This window comes from Hymenobacter sp. BT491 (genome assembly GCF_014349165.1).
Lineage (GTDB): Bacteria > Bacteroidota > Bacteroidia > Cytophagales > Hymenobacteraceae > Hymenobacter > Hymenobacter jejuensis.
In genome coordinates this window covers 63,515-85,563 of the sequence record NZ_JACSJJ010000001.1, presented here as the reverse complement: position 1 = coordinate 85,563, position 22,049 = coordinate 63,515, and the positions used below count along the sequence as shown (strand labels likewise).

Here is a 22,049-nt window from a genome sequence, read left to right as displayed (position 1 = left end):
TCGGTGGCCGGGCCTTACCTTTGCGGCATGTTGGAAGTCTCTCTTCGCGGTGCTACGATGCCCGTTTCTCCTTTTCGGAAGCTGATGCCGCACGCGGAGGCGGCCCGGCAGCGGGGCCTCACGGTGTATCCGCTCAACATTGGCCAGCCCGATATTGAGACGCCCCCGGCGATGCTAGCCGCCGTGCAGCAAGCCGATATCCGGGTGCTGGAGTACAGCCCCAGTGCGGGCAACGAAAGCTACCGGCGCAAGCTGGCCGCGTATTATCAACGCGCGGGCATTCCGGTTACGGCCGAGGATATTCTGATTACAACGGGGGGCAGCGAAGCCATTTTCTTCGCTTTGATGAGCTGCCTCAACCCTGGCGACGAGCTGATCATTCCGGAGCCGTTTTATGCTTCGTACAACGCCTTTGCTGTGGCGACGGGCGTGCACATTGTGTCGGTTACCTCGCACATTGCCGATGGCTTTGCACTGCCGGCCATTGCGGAGTTTGAGAAAGTGATCACGCCTCGCACCAAGGCCGTGCTGCTTTGCAACCCCAACAACCCCACGGGCTACGTGTACAGCCGCGCGGAACTAGAGCAACTCCGCGACATCTGCCTGCGCCACCATCTGTATCTGTTTTCCGACGAGGCCTATCGCGAGTTTTGCTACGACAGCACTTACGTGAGCGCCATGCACCTGAGTGGCGCCGACGAGCATGTGGTGCTGCTCGACACTATTTCGAAGCGTTACAGCGCCTGCGGCGCGCGCATGGGCGCTTTCGTGACCAAGAACAAGTCCTTGATTGCGGCTGCCCTCAAGTTTGCGCAGATGCGCGTAAGCCCGCCGGGCCTGGCGCAGTTGCTGGGCGAAGCCGCTACCGACTTGCCCGAAACCTATTTTCACCATACCAAAGCCGAATACGTCAAGCGCCGCGACCTGATGGTGAGCCGGCTCACCGCCATGCCGGGCGTGTTTTGCCCCTCGCCGGGCGGCGCCTTTTACGTCATTGCGCGCCTGCCTATCGACGACAGCGAAGCGTTTGCAATCTGGCTGCTGGAAACTTTCTCTCACCACAACCAAACGCTGATTGTGGCCCCGGCTACTGGTTTTTACAGCACGCCGGGCTTGGGCAAAAACGAAGTTCGGCTGGCCTACGTGCTCAACCGCGATACGATGAACAAGGCCCTCGACTGCCTCGAAAAAGCCCTGGAAGTGTATCCGGGCCGCATTGGGTAAGTAGCAGGCCGCGTTAATTTGTAGAAGGCGGAAGCCCCCGTAAATTACGGAGGCTTCCGCCTTCTCCTTTTCACGCCCTTACTATGGATAATCTTGATTTTGAAGTAGTTACAACACTCACAGTGGTACGGCGAGGAATCTGGATGCCCGATTATGAGCTTCAGAATGGCGAAATCGTAGTCGGAACGTTGAAGCGGCAAAGCATCTGGCAGCCACTGACCGAAGCCAGCACTCCCGCCCAAAGCTGGACGTTCAAGCGCATCGGCTGTTTTCATCGGAAAATTACGGTGCGGCCGGCTGGGGCACCTACCAATAGTGCGCTCGTCAGTAGGCAGTGGAACGGCCAGGCCGACATTGTTTTCGCCAACGGCAAGCAGTTTTACTTCCGCAAAAAGAGCTTCTGGAGCACAACATGGCAGTGGCGCACCGAGGCAGGCGAAGTGCTGGCCGAATTGCGCCGCACCTTTACGCTCACGCCGCAAGTAGGACTCACGCGGCTCTCGGCCTTGGGCACTACGTTGCCCGAAGCCCCTTTGCTCTGCTTGTTGGGCTGGCATCTCATCCGCATAGCCGCCGGCCACCGCAGGCAATAGATTGACTATCAAACAATTATATCAACCGTTCCATTTTGCGATAGTTGCCCTGCACGAAACCGGCACGAGCATTGGCGCCGCAGCCATGTCGGACAACCCCCGTTTAAACTTGATGGGCAACCTGTAGTCCAAGGGCCGTGAACGTGGTGCCTATTGTGCTTCACAAGTAATATATTACGCCTTCATCAACTTTTCTTCTCGCATCTTATGCCCGTTCAGCAAGCTTCCTCGGCGGCCGTCGCTCAGAAAAAATACTCCTTGGCCATGCGCATCTGGCACTGGAGCAACACGTTTGTCGTTTCGTCCCTCCTAACCACCATTTTCTTTCTGTTTGTGGTGCTCAAGATGAAGACGGTCGGCCCGGCATTTCAGGAAGCGCTGCAAAAAACCGGTGTCACCGTCACCCTCGACCAAGCCCGCTCCCTGACGCGCATCGTCAGCCACCGCATCTGGGACTGGCATATTTATTTGGGCCTCACGCTGGCGGTGCTGTTGCTGTTTCGCACGCTGATGGAATTTATGCAACCCGCGGCGCAACGCTTCTCGCGGCGCTTGCAGGAAGCCAAGCAGCACTACCGCGAACGCGGCGCCGACATAAAAGACGCGCGCCACTCGTTGCTGGTAAAGTACTCGTATGTAGTGTTTTACATCATGTTGGCCGTCATGGTAATCACCGGCTTGCTCTTGGTGTACGCCGACGATGTAGAGGCCTTGCACAAAATAGAGCACACCGTTAAGGAGGTGCATAATTTCAACATGTACCTGATCATCGCGTTTGTGGCTGCGCACATTGTGGGCGTGGTGTGGGCCGAAGTAACCAAAAACAAAGGCATCGTATCGGGCATGATCAACGGCGACGACTGATCGGGTTTTTGCGTTCAGAATTATCCGCAACCGCGTTGGGCTTTGGCTTGGCGCGGTTGTTTTTTATTGCCGCTGAGGTGCCCGCTGGTGAGGGCCTTCGTGTACCTTTATTGGAGCGTTTTACTTCACCCGTCAGTCTTCTTACTTCTATGCGCAAGCATTTTGCAGGCCTTGCCCTCTCTCTTGCAACTACTTGTTTATCAATTAGTTGCCCCCACACCGTTGAAGCCCAAACCCCGGCTCCCAACCGCTTCGTAACCGACAGCCTCGACCGTTATATTCAGCGCGGCTTGCGGCAGTGGCAGATTCCGGGGCTGGCCATCGTAATTGTCAAAAATGGCCAAGTGGTAGTGGCCAAGGGCTACGGCACGCGGGCCGTGGGCAAAAACGAGCCCGTGGATGCCAACACGCTGTTTATGATCGCCTCCAACAGCAAGCTGTTTACGGGCACGGCACTGGCCAAGCTGGAAGATGAGAAAAAGCTGTCGCTCAACGATCACGCGGTGAAATACTTGCCTGGTTTCCGGCTTTACGACTCGACGGCCTCACGGCTCGTAACCGTGCGCGATCTGATGGGCCACCACTTCGGCACCAAGACGTTTCAGGGCGATTTTACTTTCTGGGACTCCAACCTCAGCCGCGAGGAAATCATTAAGCGGATGCGGTTGCTGAAGCCCAATGGTGAGTTCCGGAAGGATTACGGCTACTGCAATGCGGGCTTCGTGGCTGCCGGCCAAGTGATTCCGGCTGCAACGGGCGGTACCACTTGGGAAGCCTATGTGCAGCAGAATTTTCTGCAACCGCTGGGCATGACCAATACCTATACGGGCACGGCCGGCCTCGCGCAGCGTTCGAACGTGGCCATCCCCTATTCCAATACCTACGGTCCGCTCGCACCCGTGCCTTTCGACGAGATCGACAACTTAGGGCCTGCCGGTGGCATCGTTTCCAACGTCGCGGACTTAGGCAAGTGGCTGAAAATGCAGCTCGATAGCGGCCGTTACGAAGGCAAACAGGTCGTAAGCTGGGCGGCCGTGCGCAAAACCCGTGACCCCAATACGCTCCTGTCCACTCGCAAGTCGACGGCGTTTCCGATGCACTACATCACCTATGGCTTGGGCGTGTTTTCGGGCGACTACAACGGCAAGCAAATCTACTGGCACACGGGCGGCGCCACAGGGTTTGTAAGCAACACCTGCTTCGTGCCCGAAGAGCAGATCGGCATCGCCATCCTGACCAACAACGACAACCAGAGCTTTTTCGAGGCCCTACGTTATCAACTGCTAGACAGCTATTTGGGTGTGCCGTACACCAACCGCAGCGCCCAACTCCTGAAAGGTGCCCGCGAAGAGGAAAAAGCCCTTAAAGCAACCGTAGCCCGCCTGAATACGCGCGTGAAAAAGAATAAGCCCGCCCTGGCCCTCAGCGCCTACGCCGGCAATTACACGCACCCCTTATTCGGCCCCATCACCATCGAGCAAAAAGGCAAGCAGCTGCTCGTACGTTTTGCAACGCACCCCGGCCTCACCGCCACGCTCGACTACATGGACGGTCAGGAATTTCGCACCACATATTCCAACCTGACCTTCGGTATTTATCCGGCCGTGTTTAAGGTCGAAGGAAATAAAATCTCGGGGGTGGAATTAAAGGTGAATGACTTTCTGGAGTACGATCCTTACTTTTTCACGAAAGGATAAAAGCTTCATTTTATACACATAAAAAAGCCGCTTCGCATTAATGAGAAGCGGCTTTTTTATGCTTTCATGCTGTCTACAGCGTCGCCAAATCAATTACGAAACGGTACTTCACGTCGCTTTTAATCATGCGCTCGTAAGCTTCGTTGATGTAATCGATGCTGATGACTTCCACGTCGGAAACGATGTTGTGCTCGGCGCAGAAATCCAGCATTTCCTGGGTTTCCTTGATGCCGCCAATGTGCGAACCGGCCAAACGGCGGCGCTGCCCCACCAGTGGGAAAATGCCAATTTGCGGCGCTTCGGGAGGCAAGCCTACCATCACCATCGTGCCGTCGAGGCGCAACAGCATCAGGTAGGCGTTGAAGTCGATGTTGGCACCTACTGTGTTGATAATCAGATCGAAATAGTTCTGCGTGGCTTTGAGTTGCTCGGCGTCTTTGGTCACCACGAACTTATGAGCGCCCAAGGCTTTGGCATCGGCCTCTTTACTGGACGATGTGCTGAGTACAGTTACCTCGGCACCCATGGCAGCGGCGAGTTTTACAGCCATGTGGCCCAGGCCACCCAAACCGACCACACCCACGCGCTTGCCCGGACCAGCATTCCACTGGCGCAAGGGCGAATACGTGGTGATACCGGCGCAGAGCAGCGGCGCAACGCCCGCCAGATCCAACTTGTCAGATACATGCAGCACGTAGTTTTCGTCCACCACAATCTGGTTGGAATAGCCGCCGTACGTGCGCGTTTGGCGGTCTTGCAGGGTGCTGTTGTAGGTGAAGGAAATATGCGTTTCGCAGTATTGCTCCAGCCCTTGCTCGCAGTTGGAGCAGGTGCGGCAGGTATCTACCATGCAGCCTACGCCGGCCAAGTCACCCGCTTTAAAATTCTTGACGTGGTCGCCTACTTGGGTAATGCGACCTACAATTTCGTGGCCCGGCACCATCGGAAACGTAGAGCCGCCCCACTCGTCGCGGACTTGGTGCACGTCGGAGTGGCACACGCCACAAAACAGAATTTCGATCAGGACATCGTGCGGCCCTACTTCGCGGCGCTCCAGTTGGAAAGGCGCTAATGGAGCCGTTGCCGCGTCGGCGGCATATGCTTTTGTTTGAATCATGGGTCTGGGTTTTGGAAGTCTTTTAACCCACTTCCGGTGTAAAGGTTGGCGGGCCGCGTACAAAAGCCGAAATAATGGCTTCGCGATGGCGTAAACAACAGCCGCTAGCTTTGCGCGTTCTGACGTCGGGGCAGTGTTGGTTGAGGTTTGTACCAGCATGAGCAGCCGCTCCTTGCCGCTTCGTCCGTCATCCAGAGCGCATCAAATCATCACAGATGAAAAATAAAATCCTGATCTGGCTTCCGATACTAATCGTCTGCCTGCTTGCCTTGGGCAGCCGCGCCGTAGCCGGGCCTACCGCCAAACAAGTCCCCGATTTCAAGGTGCGCGTGCGCGTGACGAGTATAAACGGCCAGCGCCCGACCGCCGAGCAGGGCTTCACCCTTGCCTTGGCAGGCACGCCGCAGGGCGCTACGTTCAAAGGCGTGGCGTGGAGCGCCTGGGTGGCTTCTACGCGGGCCGGAATCGAGCAGGCGGTGGCAACTTACAACAACGCCAACAACAGCAACTGGCAGGTAGTGACCGGGTTAACCCTCAATCCGGCGGCGGCTAGTCCGGCGTTTCCCAGTATCAAGCTGCAAGTGGAAAGCGCCTTGGTCGGTGGCGAAATTAGCGTTACGGAGGCCGAGCTGTTTGGGCCAAGCGTTGGTCTTATTCTGTGGAAAGGCCCCGATGCCAAAATTCACATCGACACCTTCACGGGGCACGGGCGGCGTTACTACGAAAAGGCCATGAAAGATGCCTTTTTGCCCGCCAACGAACGCCCCAAGAAGATCCTATTCGGCGATCGCTACATCGGCGGCGACAACGACAACCTGAGCTGGAAAGAAGGCATTCGGCGGCTGTGCGGACTGGGTTTCAATGCATTGCATCCGGTGCCCGCCAACCTAACGGCCACCGTGCGCGAAGCGGGCATCCAGAAGTTATGGGGCGCCGTGTACAACCCGCCTGGCTACGCCTTCAATTTCAGCCCCACCCGGCACGCCGAGTTCGTCAAGTTTGCGCAGGATCAGATCAACCCTTCGCTGGCGGCGGGCTGGAAGAAAGAAGACATCGGCTTCTGGGTCACCAGCGACGAGCCCGGCTGGTACTACCCCAACACCTACAACGACTTCAACAAAGATCCGAATGCGCTGGCCACTTTCCATAAGTACTTACAAGACAATAAGTTATCCCCACAAGATTTGGGCAAATCTTCGTGGGAAGAAGTGCAGCTAATCGGGCGAAAACAGTACACGGATTTGCCTTCGCGGCGGTTGTTTTACTGGTCCAACCGGTTTGTGCCGTGGGCTTCGTCGCAGTTTTTCGCGGAAGTAGCCAAGGCCTACGAGGAAGTCATTCGGCCCGACGTGCCCATTCTGGTCAATTTTAACAACTTCATGGGCGTGGCGTATCAGCCCGGCCCGGTGGGCAACAACCCCACGAAAACCGACCCCAACGCCGCCATGGGCCAGCACGATTGGCTGGAATTCGGCCGGTCGCGCGGTACCACGTCTATTTCTACGGAAGACTGGTTTGGCGACGACGTGGCCTACCAATGGTCGTTTTATGCCTCGCGGTTGCGGGCTGCGGCGGAGTTGGGGAAAGTTGATTTCGGCTCGCTGGTGATTCCGCGCGTGTCGGGGCAGCGACCGGGCGGCATGGCCCAGAAGCTGCTTGCGCTGGTGGGCAACGGCGCCAAAACCATCGATTTCTTTACCTATGGCCCCGAATACGCGTTTCCCGGCAATTGTTACTCCGAAAATCTGGCGGTGATGAAGCCGTTGGCCAAAGGCATGCAGCTGGTGGCCAAGGCTGAAGATTTGCTGTATGCCGGCCAGATGCGCCCATCGGAAGTCGCCATTCTGACGCCGCAAAGCTCCCCGCTTTGGGACTTAGAAGAGCAGCAACTGGCTCAGGGCCTGATGGATGTGACCAACGCCGATATGTACGGCGGCCGAATGGGCTACCAATCGGAGCTGTACTCACTGTTTCTGGCTTTGCAGCACAGCGCCGTGCCCGTCCGCTTCGTGGATGAGCAGAAACTGACGGAGCCCGATTTCAAAACGGTTAAAGTGCTGTATCTCACCGCTCCCGATTTGCCCGCCGAATCGGCCACGGCGCTGCTGCAATGGGTGCGCGACGGCGGCACGCTGGTAACCGTAGCCGGGGCCGCCGAATTTGATCGGTATCACCAGCCCATGCCCATGTTGCTACAGGCTGCCTGCGTGGCCCCAGCTACGGCCGTCCGGATGCCGCTTTTCAAATACGACGATGCCAAGGCCAATGGCACGCTCACGCAGGCCAGCAAACAGGTAGCCGTGTTTGGCGAGCGTGAGAAGCTGACAATCAGCGCCAACCAAGCCACTGAGGTGCAGATAAAGGCCACTTTCAACGATGGCACGCCGGCCCTTACGGAGCGCCCGCTTGGCAAGGGCCGCATCCTGCGCTATGCTTGCTATCCGGGTCTCTCGTACCGCAAATCGGCGAAGGGCACCACGGGCGGCTTAGCCAGCGGCTTTTCCGAGGCGTGGCGCAATCTCATCGTGCAACCCGTGCAGGCAAGTGGGGCCACTTTGCCTGTTAAAGTCAACAAAGCGCTTATTGAAGCGCCGGCGCTGTATAGCCAAGCGGGCGTGGCCGTAACGCTGCTCAACTGGAACGGCACGCCGCAAACCGTGGAAGTCACCGTGGCGACCAATAAAGAAGTGCGGCGCGTCGCGTCGGCTGAGAAAGGGCCTTTGCGCTTTCAGCAGTCGCCAAACGGCATCACCGTTAGCTTGCCGCTTGGCGACGTGGACGTGCTCCAGGTGTATTATTAAGCGCTTTTCGCGAGGGCAGCATCTACCTGGGCGCGCATTCTTTTCATCGATTTGTGCGCAAACCGGCGCTGGAGCATCCGGCCAAACAGCTTGAAGCCGAGCCAATAAAACGGATTGCTAATGCGGCCGACCTGCGAGAAAGCGTGGATGCGAAAATCTACTTTGCCGGTGGCAAATTGCTTGTGCACCGTAAAATCAATCTGGCCGCGCTCGAAATGGCCTTCGAGCGTGCGGTAATTGTAGCCCCACACCTGCTCCTGCCCGTCGGGCGTGGTACGGACTTCGTCGGTCAGGCCGCTGATGCGCACGCCAAACCAGAAGGTAAAAATCAAAAACCGGCCTCGCAGAACCATGGTGCGGTTGTCGAGCGGCGAATCGGGCGGAAAGATGCCGGTAATCAGGTCGGGCGGCGGAAACGTATAGTTGCGCAATACCTCGCGGGCAGCTTCCCACGAGCCGCCCGGCACGGGCGGACCGGGCGCTTCGGCCGGCAGATCGGTTTCGTAATCATCTATGCGCCAGCCATTTGCCGCAGTGTATTCGTGACTGCGCTCCGGGTCGAAATTATAGCCCGCTTTGCCATACGACTCCAACTGCAAGCGGTGCTGTTGCCACAGCGGCATCGACTCAGCCATGTTTTTTCTCAACGGTATCGTGGTCGTGGTCAATGGTTTCGATGTGCACGGGGGCCAGCACCTTGCCTCCGCTGGCCTCGGCCACGCGTTCGCAGAACGTGCACCAGGTTTTCTCCTGCACCCGCCGCCCAATACCGAGCGTGTCGTAGGCAAACGAGACTAAGCCATCGCGCGAACGCGCCCAGGAGTGAATCTCAAACCGCAGGGTATCAGGCTGATTGGGCAGATGCCGGAGCGAGAAACGAATGCGCCCCGCTTCGGGGTGTCCTTCCAAAGTCACGAATTCAAAGCCCATGTTTTCCACCTTATCCACGCGCACCAAACCGTTCCAGGGGCCCAGTATTTTGATGGAAAACTCATCGCCTTCCTTGATGAGATGCGCTTCGCCCTTCACCTTTTTGAAATCGGCCAGCAAGTCGGGCGAAAAGTGCTCGACATCGCATTTGATGGCCTCTATTAAGGCGTCAGCCGATTGCGTGGGGTGCTCGATATCGACGTAATAGCGGCGCTCAAAAAGAGCGCCGGAGCCTTCGTGAGCAGGTTGTTCGGGTTTAGCCATGGCGGAAAGGAGGCACGACAAGTCGGCAGAAGCCGTTGCGGCGCTCTTCCATACGCATCGGGGCAAGTGCGGTTTAGCAATTCTTCCCTTGGCTTTAGGCAGAAAACACATTCACCATAACTATCTTATTGTCAAATACTTACAAACAATGAATATATTCTTAGAAACATACCTGCCCTCATGTACAAGAGTTGCGAAAGGCAAAAAATCGCCCTGCGCATCGCAAAACGGCGTTTTGCCGTAGGCAAAAAACCACCTTCCTCAAGCTATGTATCGCCCCTACCACCCACCCGCCGACCCCATCGTTGTTCGTGAGCTGACGCGCCAGCAAGAGGAACTGCGTACCCGCGTGCGCCTCGAACCGCTGGCTGCCGAACCTACCCTTATTGCGGGCTGCGACTCCTCGTTCCCGACGCCCGATACTATTCTTTCGGTGTTCGTGGTTCTTTCTTTTCCCAAGCTGGAATTGCTGGAGAAAGTCTACCACCACGATGTGGTGGATTTGCCGTATGTGCCGGGTTTCCTCGCCTTTCGCGAAGCCCCCAACCTGCTGAGAACCTACGAGAAGCTCCAGCACAAACCTGATCTGATCATGGTCGATGGGCACGGAATTGCGCATCCGCGGCGCATGGGCATCGCCTCGCATTTGGGCGTATTGCTGGACATGCCCACGCTCGGGATTGCCAAACAGCGCCTCACGGGCCGCTACGATGAACCCGCCGAAACCGCCGGCAGCCACACGCCCCTCTTGGATAAGGGCGAACTCATTGGGGAAGTACTGCGCACCAAAGACCGCGTACAGCCGGTCTTCGTTAGCCCCGGCCACCGCTGCGATCAGGTTTCGGCGATGCGCCTGGCTTGGGCCTGCACCAAAGGCTATAAGCTTCCGGAGCCCACGCGCCTTGCCGATAAATGGACGCAGGAATTCAAGAAAGAGTTGAAATAGCGTGCAGCATACGTGATTCTTCGAACGCGGCGCGTAAGCTTTGCAACGACTCGGCTGTGCTTGGCGGCAGCCTCAGCAAGCGGGCTACCGCTTCGTATACCGGCCGCGGCGACGTGGTTTCGCCCATAATGCCCCGATCCAGTGGGCGCTGCTGCGACTTCGAAAGCTTCTGCCCATCGGGGCCGGGCAGCAAGGGGTGGTGCACAAAGTGAGTAGCCCCGAACGAGGCTGTTTCGGGCAGTTGCGCAGCAAGCCAAAGCTGTGCAGCCGTGCTGGGCAGCAGATCGTTGCCGCGCACGATGAGCGTGGTACCCAGCCGCACATCGTCCACCACCGAGCCGAGCTGATAGGCCGCTTCCCCGTCTTTTTTGCGCACCACAAAATCGCCGAGCGCCTGAGCCAGTTGCACTTGCAACGGCCCTTGCCACAGATCCTCAAACTCGACGACCAATTGTTCTGGCACGTGGGCGCGCCACGCCGTGTTGGGCGCGTCAAAATCGGTGTGTGCCAACCGACAGGTGCCTGCATAGCGCCCATCGGTGGCGCGCGCCAGGATCTCGGTGCGCGAACAACCACAAGCGTATAGCAGGCCGGGCAGGTTGCGCAACTTGGTAAGTACTGCTTGGTATTCGCCCAAGCGATGGACCTGCGAGTACTGGCGCTCAAAATCAGTAGGGCCGTCGGGCCCGGCATCGTAGTCTAGGCCCAACCACTTGATGGTCTGGAAGATATTTTCCAGATATGCCGACCGCAGACGTGCCCGGTCTAGGTCGTCGATGCGCAGGTGCAAAGTGCCGTGGGCGCGGCGGACGAGCAGCCACGTCAACACGAAATTAACGGCGTTGCCGAGGTGTAAATAGCCGCTGGGCGTGGGCGCAAGCCGCGATACAACTGGCTTATTACCAATCATATACGAATAAATATTATTCTACCGTTTCCGCCACCTTGGCCTGATTCAGGATGTCGCGGTTGCGAACGCCCCACTCCTGAATGGCCTGCACCACCGGCTCCAGCGACAAGCCGCACTCGGTAAGGGTATATTCCACGGTGGGCGGCACAGTGGCGTAGGCTTTCCGGCTGACGATGCCGTGGCTTTCCAAATCCTTAAGCTCCTTGATGAGCATGCGCGGCGTAATGCCCGCCACATCGCGCTCCAGCACCTTGAAGCGCATGGTGCCGTGCGCAAGCAAACTATGGATGATGGCGAACTTCCATTTGCCCTCCAGCACATCCAATGTCTGTCGAAAAGGACAATCTCTGATAATTTCTATTTTTTTATTTTTCATAACTACCTGATTACGAGCAAAGGTTACACAGAGTATATTGATATACATTCGTGTAACCACTTGCAAAAGTATAGTATTGGGCGCGAACTTTGAATATACCTACCAGCAAATCGGGCTCAAAAGCCCGGCTGCTTACTTCGAAAATTCAACGTTTTATGGCTCAGACTATCTTGCACCCGGCCGCAACCCGGGGCCACGCCAACCATGGTTGGCTGAATTCTTATCACACGTTTAGCTTCGCTAACTATCACAACCCGTCCCGCATGCACTTTGGCGCATTGCGCGTGCTCAACGACGACACAGTGGCCGGCGGCAAGGGCTTTGGGGCGCACCCGCACAACAACATGGAAATCATCTCCATCCCGCTTTCCGGCGATTTGGAGCACCAAGACAACATGGGCAACAAAGCCGTGATTCGGCAGAACGACGTGCAGGTAATGAGCGCCGGTACGGGCGTGGCGCACAGCGAAAAAAACCACAGCAGCACCGAGCAGGTTAAGTTTCTGCAAATCTGGCTGTTCCCGAACAAGGAGAATGTAAAACCCCGCTACGACCAGCAGACCTTCCGGCCCGAAGACCGCCACAACCGGCTGCAACAAGTGCTTTCGCCTTCGCCCGACGATGCAGGCGTCTGGATTCAGCAGGATGCGTGGTTTCACCTCGGCTCGCTCGACGCGGGTTTTGCTACCGAATACCAACTGAAGCGCCCCGGCAACGGCGTGTATGCTTTTGTGCTGGAAGGCGACGTCACCATCGACGGCCAAACCTTGCACCGCCGCGACGGGTTTGGCATTTGGGAAACCGATAAGCTCCAGATCACGGCCGACAGCAACGCCGAATTGTTGTTGATGGAAGTGCCCATGGAGCTGTAGGCCAACCCTACGCGCCGATATACGGTAGACTTGTAGTTCTTTATTTTTCAGCTTCACTGACTTCGGCGCGGCCAGCAGTTCCGTCATGGAATGCAGGTCGCGCCGGAGCACTTTGCACATGAAACACACCCCTGTTGTTTATCCTATTCACGAGCTCATTCGCAACCGCTGGAGCCCGCGTTCTTTTGCCAGCTATCCCGTAGCGCCCGAAACCCTAAATCAGGTATTCGAAGCTGCTTCTTGGGCCGCCAGCGCCATGAACGAGCAGCCTTGGCGCTACATCTACGCCCACCATGCCAACACCGAAGCCTTCGGCAAGATGGTGGAATGCCTGATGCCCGGCAATCGCCCCTGGGCCAAAGATGCGGCCGTGCTGATCCTTGCGCTGGCCAAAACCCATTATGACAACGGCACGCCCAACGGCGCAGCCCTGCACGATTTGGGCCTTGCCAACGGCAACTTGATTTTGGAAGCGACGGCCCTGGGCCTGCACGGCCACTTTATGGGGGGCTTCGACCGGGCCAAAGCCACTGAACTTTTCCACCTGACTGATAACCTGCAACCAGCAGTAATGATTGCCTTGGGCTACCAGGGTGAAATCGACCAACTGGACGAGCCTTTCCGGAGCCGGGAAAAGGCCGAGCGCCAACGCAAACCCCTTTCTGAATTCGTCTTTCACCAGCAATTGCCCACCGAATGAACCACCGCATCACCCGAGCCAACGAACGGGGCCTCAAGGACATCGGCTGGCTCCAGAGCAACTTCACGTTTAGCTTCAGCAGTTACGCCAACCCCGAACGCAACGGCTTTGGGTTGTTGCGGGTGTTCAACGACGACTTTGTGAAGCCCGGCAACGGCTTTGGCTTGCACGCGCATGCCAACATGGAAATCATTTCCGTGATGCTGGGCGGCCGCATGAACCACATCGACAGCCTCGGCTACAAGGAAGAAGTGACCACCGACGGCGTGCAGATTATGAGTGCGGGCAGCGGCCTGCGTCATGAGGAGCACAACATCGGCGACGACGAGGTCAATTTCCTCCAAATCTGGATTGAGCCCAAGTTGCAGAACGTTACGCCGCGCTACCAACGGCGCAGCTTCCCGGAGGCCAAGCGCAAAAACCAGCTTACGACCATCGTCAGCAACGAAGAGGGCACGGCGCATTGCTGGATTAACCAGAATGCCCGGCTTTCCCTGGGTTATTTCGATGCCGGCCAAACGCTCACGTACAGTTTTAGCCCCTTGAACAAGCTTGTGTTTGTGTTTGTGATTACGGGCGAGCTGCTTGTAAACGGACAAGCACTGGCCAAGCGCGACAGCATTGGCATCTGGGAAACTGACACCATTAACATCGAGTGCCCGTCGGAAGCTCGCTTTATTCTGATCGAAGCGCCTATTAATCACTAGCCCCATGCCCACAATCACGGCGCACAGTGGTGCCGAGCATTTCCGTACTGAGATAAGATCTGACAGCGGCCACCAGCTGCTAGCCGATGAACCGACCGACAACGGCGGCCAAAACGCGGGCATGGCGCCGGCCGAGCTGCTGGCTTCGTCGCTGGGCGCTTGCACGTGCATCACGGTGCGCATGTACGCCGCCCGTAAGCAATGGCCCCTGCGCGGAATCGATACAACGGTGAGTTTCGAGCGCAATGCGCAGCACGTGGTTACACACCTTACCCGCCACCTGCGCCTCGACGGCGACCTGTCCGAAGAGCAGCGCCAACGGCTGCTGCAAGTCGCGAATGCCTGCCCCGTGCACAAAGCGCTCACGGCGTCAGTAGCCATCGACACAGAGCTTGTATAGCCGCTCTGCTATTCTTTTATTTCCACAAAAAGGCCTTCCGAAGAGAAGGCCTTTTTGTGGAAATAGCTTTTGAAGCTGTCTTATTTTCCAATCAGCGCCTTAGGCTTCCTAAAGAGCCTCTTCAAAACTGGCTTTTATATTTCAAGCCACACGTCTCCGTTTATTGGGTATCCTACGCACGTCAAGACCAGCTTCTTGGCAAGGTCTTTTTCGGTTAGCACTTCGTTGTAGGACATCCAAACCTGGCCAGCCGTGCACCGGGCTACGCAACTGCCGCAGCGGCCGGTTTCGCAGCTATAAGGCAGATTAATTCCGTGCTTTTTGGCCGCTTGCAGAATCGTATTCGGGTACTGCACCTGAAATTCAAGCTTCTGTTTGCGCAGATGCACAGTTACTGTATGTATCTCTGTATCTGGAGGTTGTATTTTAGGAATTACGAGCGTATCCGTACTAAAATTCTCACGCTTAATATTTTCAAAAGGCACGTCGGCCTCCCGCAGGCCGTACACGCCCATGCGCATATATTCCGTGGGACCGCACAGATAGGCCAGCGTTTTTTCGCGTGGAGCAACGCCCAGTTTTGCAATAAATGATTTCAGCAAATCTTTGTGCAAACGCGCCTGCGCCAACACAGCGTTATTGCTGTACAAGTATTCGATGCGCAGCCGTTGCGGAAATTCGGCCGCTAATTGGTCAAGCTCCGCGTGAAAAATGGTTTCCTCACGCGAGCGGTTGCTGTAAATAAGCACCGCACGCAACGTTGGATGCGCGTATAGCACCGTTTTGAGCAGCGAAAATACCGGAGTAATGCCGCTACCTGCCGCCAGAAAAAATACCTGCTGATAAGCATCAATGTCAGGCGGCAAGGTGAAAAACCCGGCGGCGCCGATGGTCAGCAATTGGTCTCCGGATTGAGCTTGGTCAATTAAGTAGCGCGAAAATGCTCCGTTAGGAATTCTTTTCACCCCGATGGCCAGCGGCTCGCCCAAAACGGGAGCCGAAATAATGGAATACGACCGCCGAATTTCCTGCGTAGCGGTTTGCAACACAAACGTCAGGTACTGGCCCGGCTCATAGTATATCTGTCGTGCATCCGGTTCCTCAAAATAAAAGGCCTTTACATCCGCCAGCTCGCGTTTGATTTTGCTTATCGTTAGCTTATTATACAAATCATTCATTATCAATGCATTATATAGCAAGCTATTTTATGAAAACTACGCTGCTAGTGTAACGCCAACTGGCCGAGGCAATATTCCTGCATTTGCTGGGCATTGCCAATGGCTGAGGCGTCTATGTCGTTGTTAAAATAAATATAGGCTTGTTGCACATCAGGAGCGCCGTTTATTTCGTCGGCAATTCGCACCAATTCTTCCTCCGAATAAGGCGATTTATAAAGTTGCGGCACGCCGTGCAAGCGGTAATACAGCACCGAGGTATTATGAATTATATCCGCGGGGAGATCCGGGTGGCTCATGCCACAGAAGGCAATTTTATGCCGCGCCAACGTAGTGTATACTAGCTCGTTCCACCAACTGACGTGGCGAAATTCCAACACGTTCTGATAGGCCGGATCGAGGTTGTCAATAATCTTTTGCAGGCGTTCTTCGGTGAACGCGGTTTTGGGCGGCAATTGAAATAATACGCACCCTAGTTTTTCCTGCAAACCCTCGGCAATGGTGCCGTAAAAATCGGCGAGCAACTGCTTCGATTCGTTGAATTGTTTGTAGTGCGTAATTAGGCGCGGCGCTTTTACCGAAAAGCGGAAATCGGATGGGCTTTTTTGGTACCAATTTTCCAGAAAAGAAAGCTGCGGAAACCGATAAAAAGTAACGTTAAGCTCAAGCGTTTTAAAGTGCTCGCTGTAGTAGTCGAACCATTTGCGTTGCGGCAAGCCCTTGGGATAGAACGTTTCTTTCCAATGGCGATAATGAAAACCGGAACACCCAATAAACCAGGATTTCATACAGCTAAGAGACGTTTGCGAGCTTACCTCTATACGGGTATTTCTTGGCGACCGGCTATTTAATTCAGAAGCAGATGAGCAGGATGTGGCGCAACAGATTTTGTATAAGCAATTGATTATTAATCAACTATAAATACCTACCCATTTAACATGCAGTGGCTTTCCAGCGTAGATAATCTTTTCGCCTGCCCGTTTTCGTTTTCTGTTTTACGCTTCGTCGTATAAGGAGCAGATGCAGCCAGCGCGGGTGCATTCCGCCACCCCAAAACCACAAAAAATGACCGCCATAAAGAAATTCACTGTGGGCGACAGCGTCGTGCTGAAGCAGCAAGAAGACGCTGTATTTGAAGTAGTTGCTACCAAATCGCAGGCGCACACCAGCCCCGAGGGCGACGCTGTTTCCGTTCCGCCGGGCTATGATTATGTGCTGCGCCCTTTCGATCCGGCAGCGCATTCGGCGCCGTACGCGTATGCCAAAGCCGACGAAATTGATGTGGCCATGTAGCGCCAGCTTACAGCCGCGCCGTATTTTCTTTTGCGTAAACTTAAGGACGCGCCAGCCGCCGCGCACCAGCCGAATATTCTCTCCGAATTCAATTCACTCAATGGAAAATCCGCGCATTTTTACAGCCAACAGCGAAGCCGAAATCTGGCAGCAAGTGACCGCCGACATGGCCCTGCAAGGCGAGATTTATGAGTACTCTGCGCAGCTAAACCAGGGAAAGCAACAGATTCTGCTGGATATCGACATTGATTTGGGTGGCGGCTTCGAGAGCGGGTTTGAAAGCACCACGCTTACGGCGCGCGTGTCGGATGCCGTAGCGCTGCGATTTGCCATTCACGAGCAGGATTGGGTGAGTGAGTTGGGCAAATTGCTGGGGCTGGAAGACATTGAAATCGGTTACCCGGATTTCGACGAAGCTTTTATCATCAAAACCAACGAGCCCGCAACGCTACACACGCTGTTTGCCGATGGTAACCTGCGCGCTATTCTGCTGAATCACAAAGGCTTTGAGCTGACGCTGGCGCCCGAGACGCATCACTCGGAAACGGATATTGTCCTGCGCTTCAGCAAAGACGAAGGCATAGTCGAAGCTGCCGATTTACAGCAACTCTATCACCTGATGTACGCCTTGCTGGAACGGCTTAATCCATAACGGATCTACGATTTTTCCTTGACTGTTAGTAATTGCTGCATCGTCCGGGCATTGTTGACGGCCGCGCCGCCGATGCCGTTATTGAAGTATAAATACACTTCTTTCACGTGTGGCGCGGCCTGAATTTCGTCGGCAATTCGTTGCAAAAACTCAGCGCTGTAGGGCGTTGTGTACAACTCCGGCACGCCGTGGAAGCGATAATACAGCACGTCGGTATTAGCAATTACTTCGTCGGGAAGGGGCTGCGGGTGGCTCTGCCCCACAAAGGCAACGCGGTGGCGGGCCAATTCGCGGTACACCTCGCCTTCCCACCAAGTGGGGTGCCGAAATTCCAGTACGTTATTAAATGCGGGATCAAGGCTGTCGAGAATGCGTTGGAGCAGTTCTTCGGTGTAAGCCGCTTTGGGCGGTAACTGAAACAGCACCGGGCCCAATTTTTCGCGTAGCCCTTCCTGCACCGTGCCGTAAAAATCGGCAAGAACAGCCTGGGCTTCCGCATTGAATTTCTTGTAGTGCGTCACGAGGCGCGGTGCTTTCACCGCAAAGCGGTACTCGACCGGACTTTTCGTGTACCATCCCTCAAAAGTCGCCAGTTCCGGCATTCGGTAGAAGGTCACGTTCAGTTCCAACGTGTTGAACTGCTGCGTGTAATACTCAAACCATTTGCGCGGCGGCAACCCCTCCGGATACAATACGCCCTTCCAATCGCGGTAAGAAAAGCCGGAGCAGCCAATGTAGGTAACAGGCATAAAAGCGGGTTCAGTAAACAAACTACAAGCTTCTACGAAAGTACCCCCACCACGGACAGGCTCCGGAATGGTGCTCTGATCGCGGGCTGTTCGTTACAAAGGCTGCTTTACCTCAAACGTAAATCGGCGGCTGCCCACCAAACCATTTTCCGCAAGTCCCTGAATCACAACCAGATATTTTCCGGCATGATCGGAGGTATAAAACTCCAGGCTTTTTTTGCCATCTGCTGAAGTGGCTACGTTGGGGTTCCAGTAGAGCAGGGTGCGCGCGTCGGGCAGGCGGCTTTGCTTTTCCGCCGCCGTTTCGTAGCGCGGCGCATAGAATTCGCGCTGCCATTGCATGCCCTCGTATTCCTGCACCAACGCATGCGGATTAAGCTCAAAACCAGCCAAATCGCCCTTGTAAGTAGTGTAGCTCACCAAGCCATCATAAATCATAGAACCCTGAAAATACCGGCTGGTAATTACATCCAGCTTCTGGATTTTCAGCGGGTCCATGGCCATGATTTTGTTGATGTCGAACACCGGCACCCCGTCCAGCAATACCATCGGGTTTTCGTTCAGAATGACGTGCCGGATGTTGTCAAGTACCATGAAATGAAAGCCGTCGTTGCGCAGTCGCACCTGCACGCCGGGCACGTATTCGCGCATTACTTCTTCCAGCACTTTAAAACGGGTGTAGTCGTCGAGCTTGTACGTCTCATCGGGCTTGCCGTAGAAGGCGGTGCTGTCGGCGGCGGGGAGCCGGTGCATCGTCAGCTGCTTGCGAAAATACGCATTCTGGACCTGCATCTGAAGACTGCGCTTGCCAAGCTCGGTGCGAAAAGATTCCGAAAAAACCAGCGGTGGCACGGCCGAGGCCGTGTATTTTACGGAAAATGGGTTGATGATTTCAACGCGGTAGAGGCTGTCGCGCTGGGTATTGGTTTGCAGCACCAATTCTTTAGAGCCGAAGAAATCGCGTGTTTCAAACCGGACTCGGCCATTCTGATCGCTGGTCGCATTGTACATCCGAATAAGCCGGCTTGGGCTAGCCAAATAAGCGCCGACTTTCGGCGCAGGCGCACCGGTATGGCCGTTCACCACCCGGCCTTCAACAACGTGGCCATTTATTTCGGGGGCAAATTCGAAGTGCGGCGCTTTATTCGAGAATACATCCGTCCAAAGGAATCGGCTCCAGCCATGCGTAAGCATCAGATTATCTGACACTTCTACTATTTCAGGGCCAGTGCTTGTAAAATAATAATTAGGGTTTTCAACCGTGCCTTTCAGGTCGGAAGTCAGCCATAGATAGCTGTTTACATCGAGGCCGGGAACGGTTGTTAAAGAGTCCAGTCGATACACCGCCAACGACATGTCGGCGGGCGTGGCTTTCTCAGTGGAAGAGGTCGTTGACAGCTGCAATACTACTTTTTCGCGGATACCGTACTGCGGCTTATCGGCAGTGGCAGCAATGAGCAGTTGGGGCTTTGGGCGCTGAAAATACAGGCGCTCGCTCAACGGCTGTTTGCGACTGTTGAAAATGGTGAAATGCGAAATTCCGTCCGCAAGGTTTTTTTTCTCAACCACAAATTCGCCGCGCCCGCCCGCAAGGCGAGTAGCAGTCGATACGGAAATCTGTTGGCCCGAGTGCCCCACCAAAAACACGTCTTCCGCCGACTTTTCAGCAATATTCGACGCGACAGTTAGCCGGAGCTGGCCTGGACTGATGTCTTCCAGATGCAGTGTGTAGCCGTATTCATGCGCGGCGGGCAGCTTTCGGGTAACTACTTGCCCACCCGGTAATTTGATTGAGGCTGTGTAAGCTACTCCTTCCTGGGCCGGCGTGAAAGTGAAATTCCCGATGCCGAATTTCAGCGTTTTAAACTGGCTTACCACCGCGCCCTGCGGGTTGCGCACCGTGCCTTCGGCCGCTACGCCTTTGCCGGCGCTGTTGGTGATCTTGAAGGCGACTTTGCTCTCTATTCCCTTTACCAGATTACCACCTTCGGGGAAAAACTGTACGTCTACTGCCGCCGAATCCTTGCTTGCTTTTTGAGCCAGATTGCGGCGCGTATTAATAATGGTTACGGGAATGGACGAATAAAAATCGGGGCTGAAGTTTTTCATCCAATTGGTGTAGGCCCGCAACACATAATTGCCGGAAACCAAAGAAGCCGGCAGCTGCCACGAGCCATTGCCGGCGGCATGTTGCAAATTGATTTTCGCCTGCAATACCGGATTGTGTTCTTTATCAAGGAGTTCCACGTAGGCTACTTTGCTCATTGCCAAAGGCTTGTGTTGCGTGCCATCGACGGCATTTAGCTTAAACCACAAGATCTCACCGCTCACATAAAAAGGCCGGTCGGTGTGCACGTAGAGCTTTTCTTGGAGCGTCTGCTGGCTGTAGGCATCAAACCGCTTGCGTAAGCTGGCCAGCGAATCCGTTGCCTGCCCGTACGTACTTCCCAAGCTCAGTGCCCAAGCCAAACTGAAAAACAAAAGTGCCCTGTATGTCTTCATTTGAAAGTAGCGGGAGGAAGAAAAGAAATGTCTGCGGACGCTTGTCACGCCTTTGCAACTTACTGTAGTTCAGATAATTGTCTATTTCCAAAAATCCGGCTGCTTGTTGGTGCCGCGCTTGCGGCAGTCTACGCACTCGGCGGTGGAGTAGGAATAGGCAGGTTTGGTACGCGAATCAATAAATTCAATGGGCGCAAAAGGATTGTCCTTGAAATAGCTGATATACCGTGGGTCCTGCGGGCCGGTGGGGTTCCGGACGAGGATGGTATCCACGCGGACGCAGCTTTCGTAGCCAGTAACAGGGAGCCAAGCATTGGTGCGCGGCAGGTCGCGGTTGCGATCGATAAAGAGGCGCTGCTCCGTCACCGACTGCACGCCCACAAAGCCGATGACCGTTTCGCTGGCATCCGAGAGGGCGTGCACGTTGCCCACCAGCTGGCTGGGCAAGGGGTCGAACAGGGTGCCCAAGCTTTCCGTGTTTTTTTGCAGCAGTTCCCAGTAGGCAAACTCCGCCGCCGTCAGCGCGTACTGCCGCACCAGAATGCTGTATTTCACTTGCAGCTTCGTGGAGTTGCTGGGCAGTAAGGTCAGCGGGTAGTGCGTTACGACGTCCTGCGTAAGTTTTACGGTGCTGCTCAGCTTGATGGACGGCGCGCGGGCCGTGGCCCAACAGTGATTAATGTCTTCGGTAAGCAGCTGGAGGCGGTTGTTGCGTAATTCTATCTGGGCGCGAAAAGCAGAATTAAAATCCCAGGTTTCTTCGTAGTCCCAGCGGTAGTAGCGGGTGTTGTTGGCGGCGTCGTGAGCATTCACATAAAATTGCAGCCCTTTGTCGCTGATCTGCCACGTTACCGAGTCGATGGCCGGCGTAATTTTGGCCTGCACAAAGTCCGAGGCGTACTCCCGCTGCCCGCTGCTGCGCACAAACAGGCGATACCGCTTGTCGGGAGAAAGCGTCAGCACGGCCGATGTATAAGTACCAGGAGCAGTTTCGGCTAAGGGGTAGCGCGTTCCCGCTTCCTGCTCGATGAACACATTGGCTTTGATTTCCGCTGGCGGCGCCGTTTTGTTGCCGAGGTTTTGGGTGCGCGAGAGACGAATCGTACTCACCCCGGCCGCGTTGATCGCACCGTCTATTACTAAATACCCAACTGATTTCTGGGCAACTTTTGGCTCGAAGCGGTCAATGCAACTCGCCAGCAACAACACCGGCAGCAAGGCCCGCCGACGCCATACCCCACGTAGTAAGTCGATCAATGAATTTATCTGCATTTATA

At 55.4% G+C, this 22,049-nt stretch carries 22 protein-coding genes; 12 read left to right on the top strand and 10 right to left on the bottom strand.

Going from position 1 to position 22,049, the window contains the following annotated elements:
- The first annotated feature begins 27 nt into the window (after window positions 1-27).
- The 4 genes from H9I52_RS00370 to H9I52_RS00355 all read left to right on the top strand — a co-directional run bounded on the left by H9I52_RS00370 (window position 28) and on the right by H9I52_RS00355 (window position 4,378).
- Entirely contained in the window at window positions 28-1,224 is a 1,197-nt protein-coding gene (locus H9I52_RS00370) for a pyridoxal phosphate-dependent aminotransferase (protein ID WP_187452199.1), read from the top strand.
- Window positions 1,225-1,307: 83 nt separating this feature from the next.
- Window positions 1,308-1,817: a hypothetical protein gene (locus H9I52_RS00365; protein WP_187452198.1), complete on the top strand. Its 510-nt coding sequence runs from the start codon at window positions 1,308-1,310 to the stop codon at window positions 1,815-1,817.
- Between the two features lie 207 nt (window positions 1,818-2,024).
- The gene (locus H9I52_RS00360; protein ID WP_187452197.1) at window positions 2,025-2,681 is read left to right on the top strand and encodes a cytochrome b/b6 domain-containing protein; all 657 of its coding nucleotides are present in this window, start codon (window positions 2,025-2,027) and stop codon (window positions 2,679-2,681) included.
- Between the two features lie 149 nt (window positions 2,682-2,830).
- On the top strand, window positions 2,831-4,378 hold the full coding sequence (locus tag H9I52_RS00355; protein ID WP_187452196.1) for a serine hydrolase: 1,548 nt from the start codon (window positions 2,831-2,833) through the stop codon (window positions 4,376-4,378).
- Window positions 4,379-4,451: 73 nt separating this feature from the next.
- Here H9I52_RS00355 and H9I52_RS00350 read toward each other — a convergent pair whose 3' ends face one another.
- Window positions 4,452-5,495: an NAD(P)-dependent alcohol dehydrogenase gene (locus tag H9I52_RS00350; protein ID WP_222940382.1), complete on the bottom strand. Its 1,044-nt coding sequence runs from the start codon at window positions 5,493-5,495 to the stop codon at window positions 4,452-4,454.
- 215 nt (window positions 5,496-5,710) lie between these two features.
- On the opposite strand from H9I52_RS00350, the gene H9I52_RS00345 reads away from it, so the two are divergent.
- Window positions 5,711-8,296 carry a hypothetical protein gene (locus H9I52_RS00345; RefSeq protein WP_187452195.1) on the top strand — a complete coding sequence of 862 codons (2,586 nt, stop codon included), beginning with the start codon at window positions 5,711-5,713 and terminating at the stop codon, window positions 8,294-8,296.
- Here the strand turns inward: H9I52_RS00345 and H9I52_RS00340 are convergent.
- Both H9I52_RS00340 and H9I52_RS00335 read right to left on the bottom strand, forming a co-directional pair.
- Window positions 8,293-8,931, bottom strand: coding sequence for a DUF1990 domain-containing protein (locus tag H9I52_RS00340; protein WP_187452194.1), 639 nt, complete (start codon window positions 8,929-8,931; stop codon window positions 8,293-8,295). The genes H9I52_RS00345 and H9I52_RS00340 overlap by 4 nt on opposite strands.
- On the bottom strand, window positions 8,924-9,490 hold the full coding sequence (locus H9I52_RS00335) for a DUF1990 family protein (protein WP_187452193.1): 567 nt from the start codon (window positions 9,488-9,490) through the stop codon (window positions 8,924-8,926). The genes H9I52_RS00340 and H9I52_RS00335 overlap by 8 nt, the downstream gene beginning before the upstream one ends.
- A gap of 268 nt (window positions 9,491-9,758) precedes the next feature.
- Here H9I52_RS00335 and nfi point away from each other — a divergent pair, with 268 nt between their 5' ends.
- Complete coding sequence (gene nfi, locus H9I52_RS00330; protein ID WP_187452192.1) at window positions 9,759-10,436, top strand: deoxyribonuclease V; 678 nt, start codon at window positions 9,759-9,761, stop codon at window positions 10,434-10,436.
- Here nfi and H9I52_RS00325 read toward each other — a convergent pair.
- Window positions 10,417-11,346: a glutamate--tRNA ligase family protein gene (locus H9I52_RS00325; protein ID WP_187452191.1), complete on the bottom strand. Its 930-nt coding sequence runs from the start codon at window positions 11,344-11,346 to the stop codon at window positions 10,417-10,419. The genes nfi and H9I52_RS00325 overlap by 20 nt on opposite strands.
- Window positions 11,347-11,359: 13 nt before the next feature.
- Window positions 11,360-11,722 (bottom strand): winged helix-turn-helix transcriptional regulator, encoded by a 363-nt coding sequence (locus H9I52_RS00320; protein WP_187452190.1) that lies wholly within the window; start codon window positions 11,720-11,722, stop codon window positions 11,360-11,362.
- A gap of 155 nt (window positions 11,723-11,877) precedes the next feature.
- Here H9I52_RS00320 and H9I52_RS00315 point away from each other — a divergent pair, with 155 nt between their 5' ends.
- The 4 genes from H9I52_RS00315 to H9I52_RS00300 all read left to right on the top strand — a co-directional run bounded on the left by H9I52_RS00315 (window position 11,878) and on the right by H9I52_RS00300 (window position 14,401).
- Window positions 11,878-12,594 (top strand): pirin family protein, encoded by a 717-nt coding sequence (locus tag H9I52_RS00315; RefSeq protein ID WP_187452189.1) that lies wholly within the window; start codon window positions 11,878-11,880, stop codon window positions 12,592-12,594.
- A 118-nt stretch (window positions 12,595-12,712) separates the two neighbouring features.
- On the top strand, window positions 12,713-13,294 hold the full coding sequence (locus H9I52_RS00310; RefSeq protein WP_187452188.1) for a nitroreductase family protein: 582 nt from the start codon (window positions 12,713-12,715) through the stop codon (window positions 13,292-13,294).
- Window positions 13,291-14,001 (top strand): pirin family protein, encoded by a 711-nt coding sequence (locus tag H9I52_RS00305; RefSeq protein ID WP_187452187.1) that lies wholly within the window; start codon window positions 13,291-13,293, stop codon window positions 13,999-14,001. The genes H9I52_RS00310 and H9I52_RS00305 overlap by 4 nt, the downstream gene beginning before the upstream one ends.
- A gap of 4 nt (window positions 14,002-14,005) precedes the next feature.
- Window positions 14,006-14,401 carry an OsmC family protein gene (locus tag H9I52_RS00300; protein WP_187452186.1) on the top strand — a complete coding sequence of 132 codons (396 nt, stop codon included), beginning with the start codon at window positions 14,006-14,008 and terminating at the stop codon, window positions 14,399-14,401.
- A 134-nt stretch (window positions 14,402-14,535) separates the two neighbouring features.
- Here H9I52_RS00300 and H9I52_RS00295 read toward each other — a convergent pair whose 3' ends face one another.
- Together H9I52_RS00295 and H9I52_RS00290 are read right to left on the bottom strand one after the other, a co-directional pair.
- Window positions 14,536-15,579: a ferredoxin--NADP reductase gene (locus tag H9I52_RS00295; RefSeq protein WP_187452185.1), complete on the bottom strand. Its 1,044-nt coding sequence runs from the start codon at window positions 15,577-15,579 to the stop codon at window positions 14,536-14,538.
- A gap of 44 nt (window positions 15,580-15,623) precedes the next feature.
- Complete coding sequence (locus tag H9I52_RS00290) at window positions 15,624-16,364, bottom strand: DUF72 domain-containing protein (protein WP_187452184.1); 741 nt, start codon at window positions 16,362-16,364, stop codon at window positions 15,624-15,626.
- A gap of 277 nt (window positions 16,365-16,641) precedes the next feature.
- On the opposite strand from H9I52_RS00290, the gene H9I52_RS00285 reads away from it, so the two are divergent.
- Both H9I52_RS00285 and H9I52_RS00280 read left to right on the top strand, forming a co-directional pair.
- On the top strand, window positions 16,642-16,869 hold the full coding sequence (locus H9I52_RS00285) for a hypothetical protein (protein ID WP_187452183.1): 228 nt from the start codon (window positions 16,642-16,644) through the stop codon (window positions 16,867-16,869).
- Window positions 16,870-16,969: 100 nt separating this feature from the next.
- Entirely contained in the window at window positions 16,970-17,521 is a 552-nt protein-coding gene (locus H9I52_RS00280; RefSeq protein WP_187452182.1) for a hypothetical protein, read from the top strand.
- 5 nt (window positions 17,522-17,526) lie between these two features.
- On the opposite strand, the gene H9I52_RS00275 is transcribed toward H9I52_RS00280, so the two are convergent.
- The 3 genes from H9I52_RS00275 to H9I52_RS00265 all read right to left on the bottom strand — a co-directional run bounded on the left by H9I52_RS00275 (window position 17,527) and on the right by H9I52_RS00265 (window position 22,044).
- Window positions 17,527-18,270 carry a DUF72 domain-containing protein gene (locus tag H9I52_RS00275; RefSeq protein WP_187452181.1) on the bottom strand — a complete coding sequence of 248 codons (744 nt, stop codon included), beginning with the start codon at window positions 18,268-18,270 and terminating at the stop codon, window positions 17,527-17,529.
- Between the two features lie 93 nt (window positions 18,271-18,363).
- Entirely contained in the window at window positions 18,364-20,739 is a 2,376-nt protein-coding gene (locus H9I52_RS00270) for a hypothetical protein (protein WP_187452180.1), read from the bottom strand.
- A gap of 114 nt (window positions 20,740-20,853) precedes the next feature.
- Complete coding sequence (locus tag H9I52_RS00265) at window positions 20,854-22,044, bottom strand: DUF4249 domain-containing protein (protein ID WP_187452179.1); 1,191 nt, start codon at window positions 22,042-22,044, stop codon at window positions 20,854-20,856.
- Window positions 22,045-22,049 lie beyond the last annotated feature (5 nt).

Coding starts and splice junctions, on each gene's coding strand:
- H9I52_RS00370 (WP_187452199.1), top strand. CDS start 28: ATGTTGGAAGTCTCTCTTCGCGGTGCTACGATGCCCGTTTCTCCTTTT.
- H9I52_RS00365 (WP_187452198.1), top strand. CDS start 1,308: ATGGATAATCTTGATTTTGAAGTAGTTACAACACTCACAGTGGTACGG.
- H9I52_RS00360 (WP_187452197.1), top strand. CDS start 2,025: ATGCCCGTTCAGCAAGCTTCCTCGGCGGCCGTCGCTCAGAAAAAATAC.
- H9I52_RS00355 (WP_187452196.1), top strand. CDS start 2,831: ATGCGCAAGCATTTTGCAGGCCTTGCCCTCTCTCTTGCAACTACTTGT.
- H9I52_RS00350 (WP_222940382.1), bottom strand. CDS start 5,495: ATGATTCAAACAAAAGCATATGCCGCCGACGCGGCAACGGCTCCATTA.
- H9I52_RS00345 (WP_187452195.1), top strand. CDS start 5,711: ATGAAAAATAAAATCCTGATCTGGCTTCCGATACTAATCGTCTGCCTG.
- H9I52_RS00340 (WP_187452194.1), bottom strand. CDS start 8,931: ATGGCTGAGTCGATGCCGCTGTGGCAACAGCACCGCTTGCAGTTGGAG.
- H9I52_RS00335 (WP_187452193.1), bottom strand. CDS start 9,490: ATGGCTAAACCCGAACAACCTGCTCACGAAGGCTCCGGCGCTCTTTTT.
- nfi (WP_187452192.1), top strand. CDS start 9,759: ATGTATCGCCCCTACCACCCACCCGCCGACCCCATCGTTGTTCGTGAG.
- H9I52_RS00325 (WP_187452191.1), bottom strand. CDS start 11,346: ATGATTGGTAATAAGCCAGTTGTATCGCGGCTTGCGCCCACGCCCAGC.
- H9I52_RS00320 (WP_187452190.1), bottom strand. CDS start 11,722: ATGAAAAATAAAAAAATAGAAATTATCAGAGATTGTCCTTTTCGACAG.
- H9I52_RS00315 (WP_187452189.1), top strand. CDS start 11,878: ATGGCTCAGACTATCTTGCACCCGGCCGCAACCCGGGGCCACGCCAAC.
- H9I52_RS00310 (WP_187452188.1), top strand. CDS start 12,713: ATGAAACACACCCCTGTTGTTTATCCTATTCACGAGCTCATTCGCAAC.
- H9I52_RS00305 (WP_187452187.1), top strand. CDS start 13,291: ATGAACCACCGCATCACCCGAGCCAACGAACGGGGCCTCAAGGACATC.
- H9I52_RS00300 (WP_187452186.1), top strand. CDS start 14,006: ATGCCCACAATCACGGCGCACAGTGGTGCCGAGCATTTCCGTACTGAG.
- H9I52_RS00295 (WP_187452185.1), bottom strand. CDS start 15,579: ATGAATGATTTGTATAATAAGCTAACGATAAGCAAAATCAAACGCGAG.
- H9I52_RS00290 (WP_187452184.1), bottom strand. CDS start 16,364: ATGAAATCCTGGTTTATTGGGTGTTCCGGTTTTCATTATCGCCATTGG.
- H9I52_RS00285 (WP_187452183.1), top strand. CDS start 16,642: ATGACCGCCATAAAGAAATTCACTGTGGGCGACAGCGTCGTGCTGAAG.
- H9I52_RS00280 (WP_187452182.1), top strand. CDS start 16,970: ATGGAAAATCCGCGCATTTTTACAGCCAACAGCGAAGCCGAAATCTGG.
- H9I52_RS00275 (WP_187452181.1), bottom strand. CDS start 18,270: ATGCCTGTTACCTACATTGGCTGCTCCGGCTTTTCTTACCGCGATTGG.
- H9I52_RS00265 (WP_187452179.1), bottom strand. CDS start 22,044: ATGCAGATAAATTCATTGATCGACTTACTACGTGGGGTATGGCGTCGG.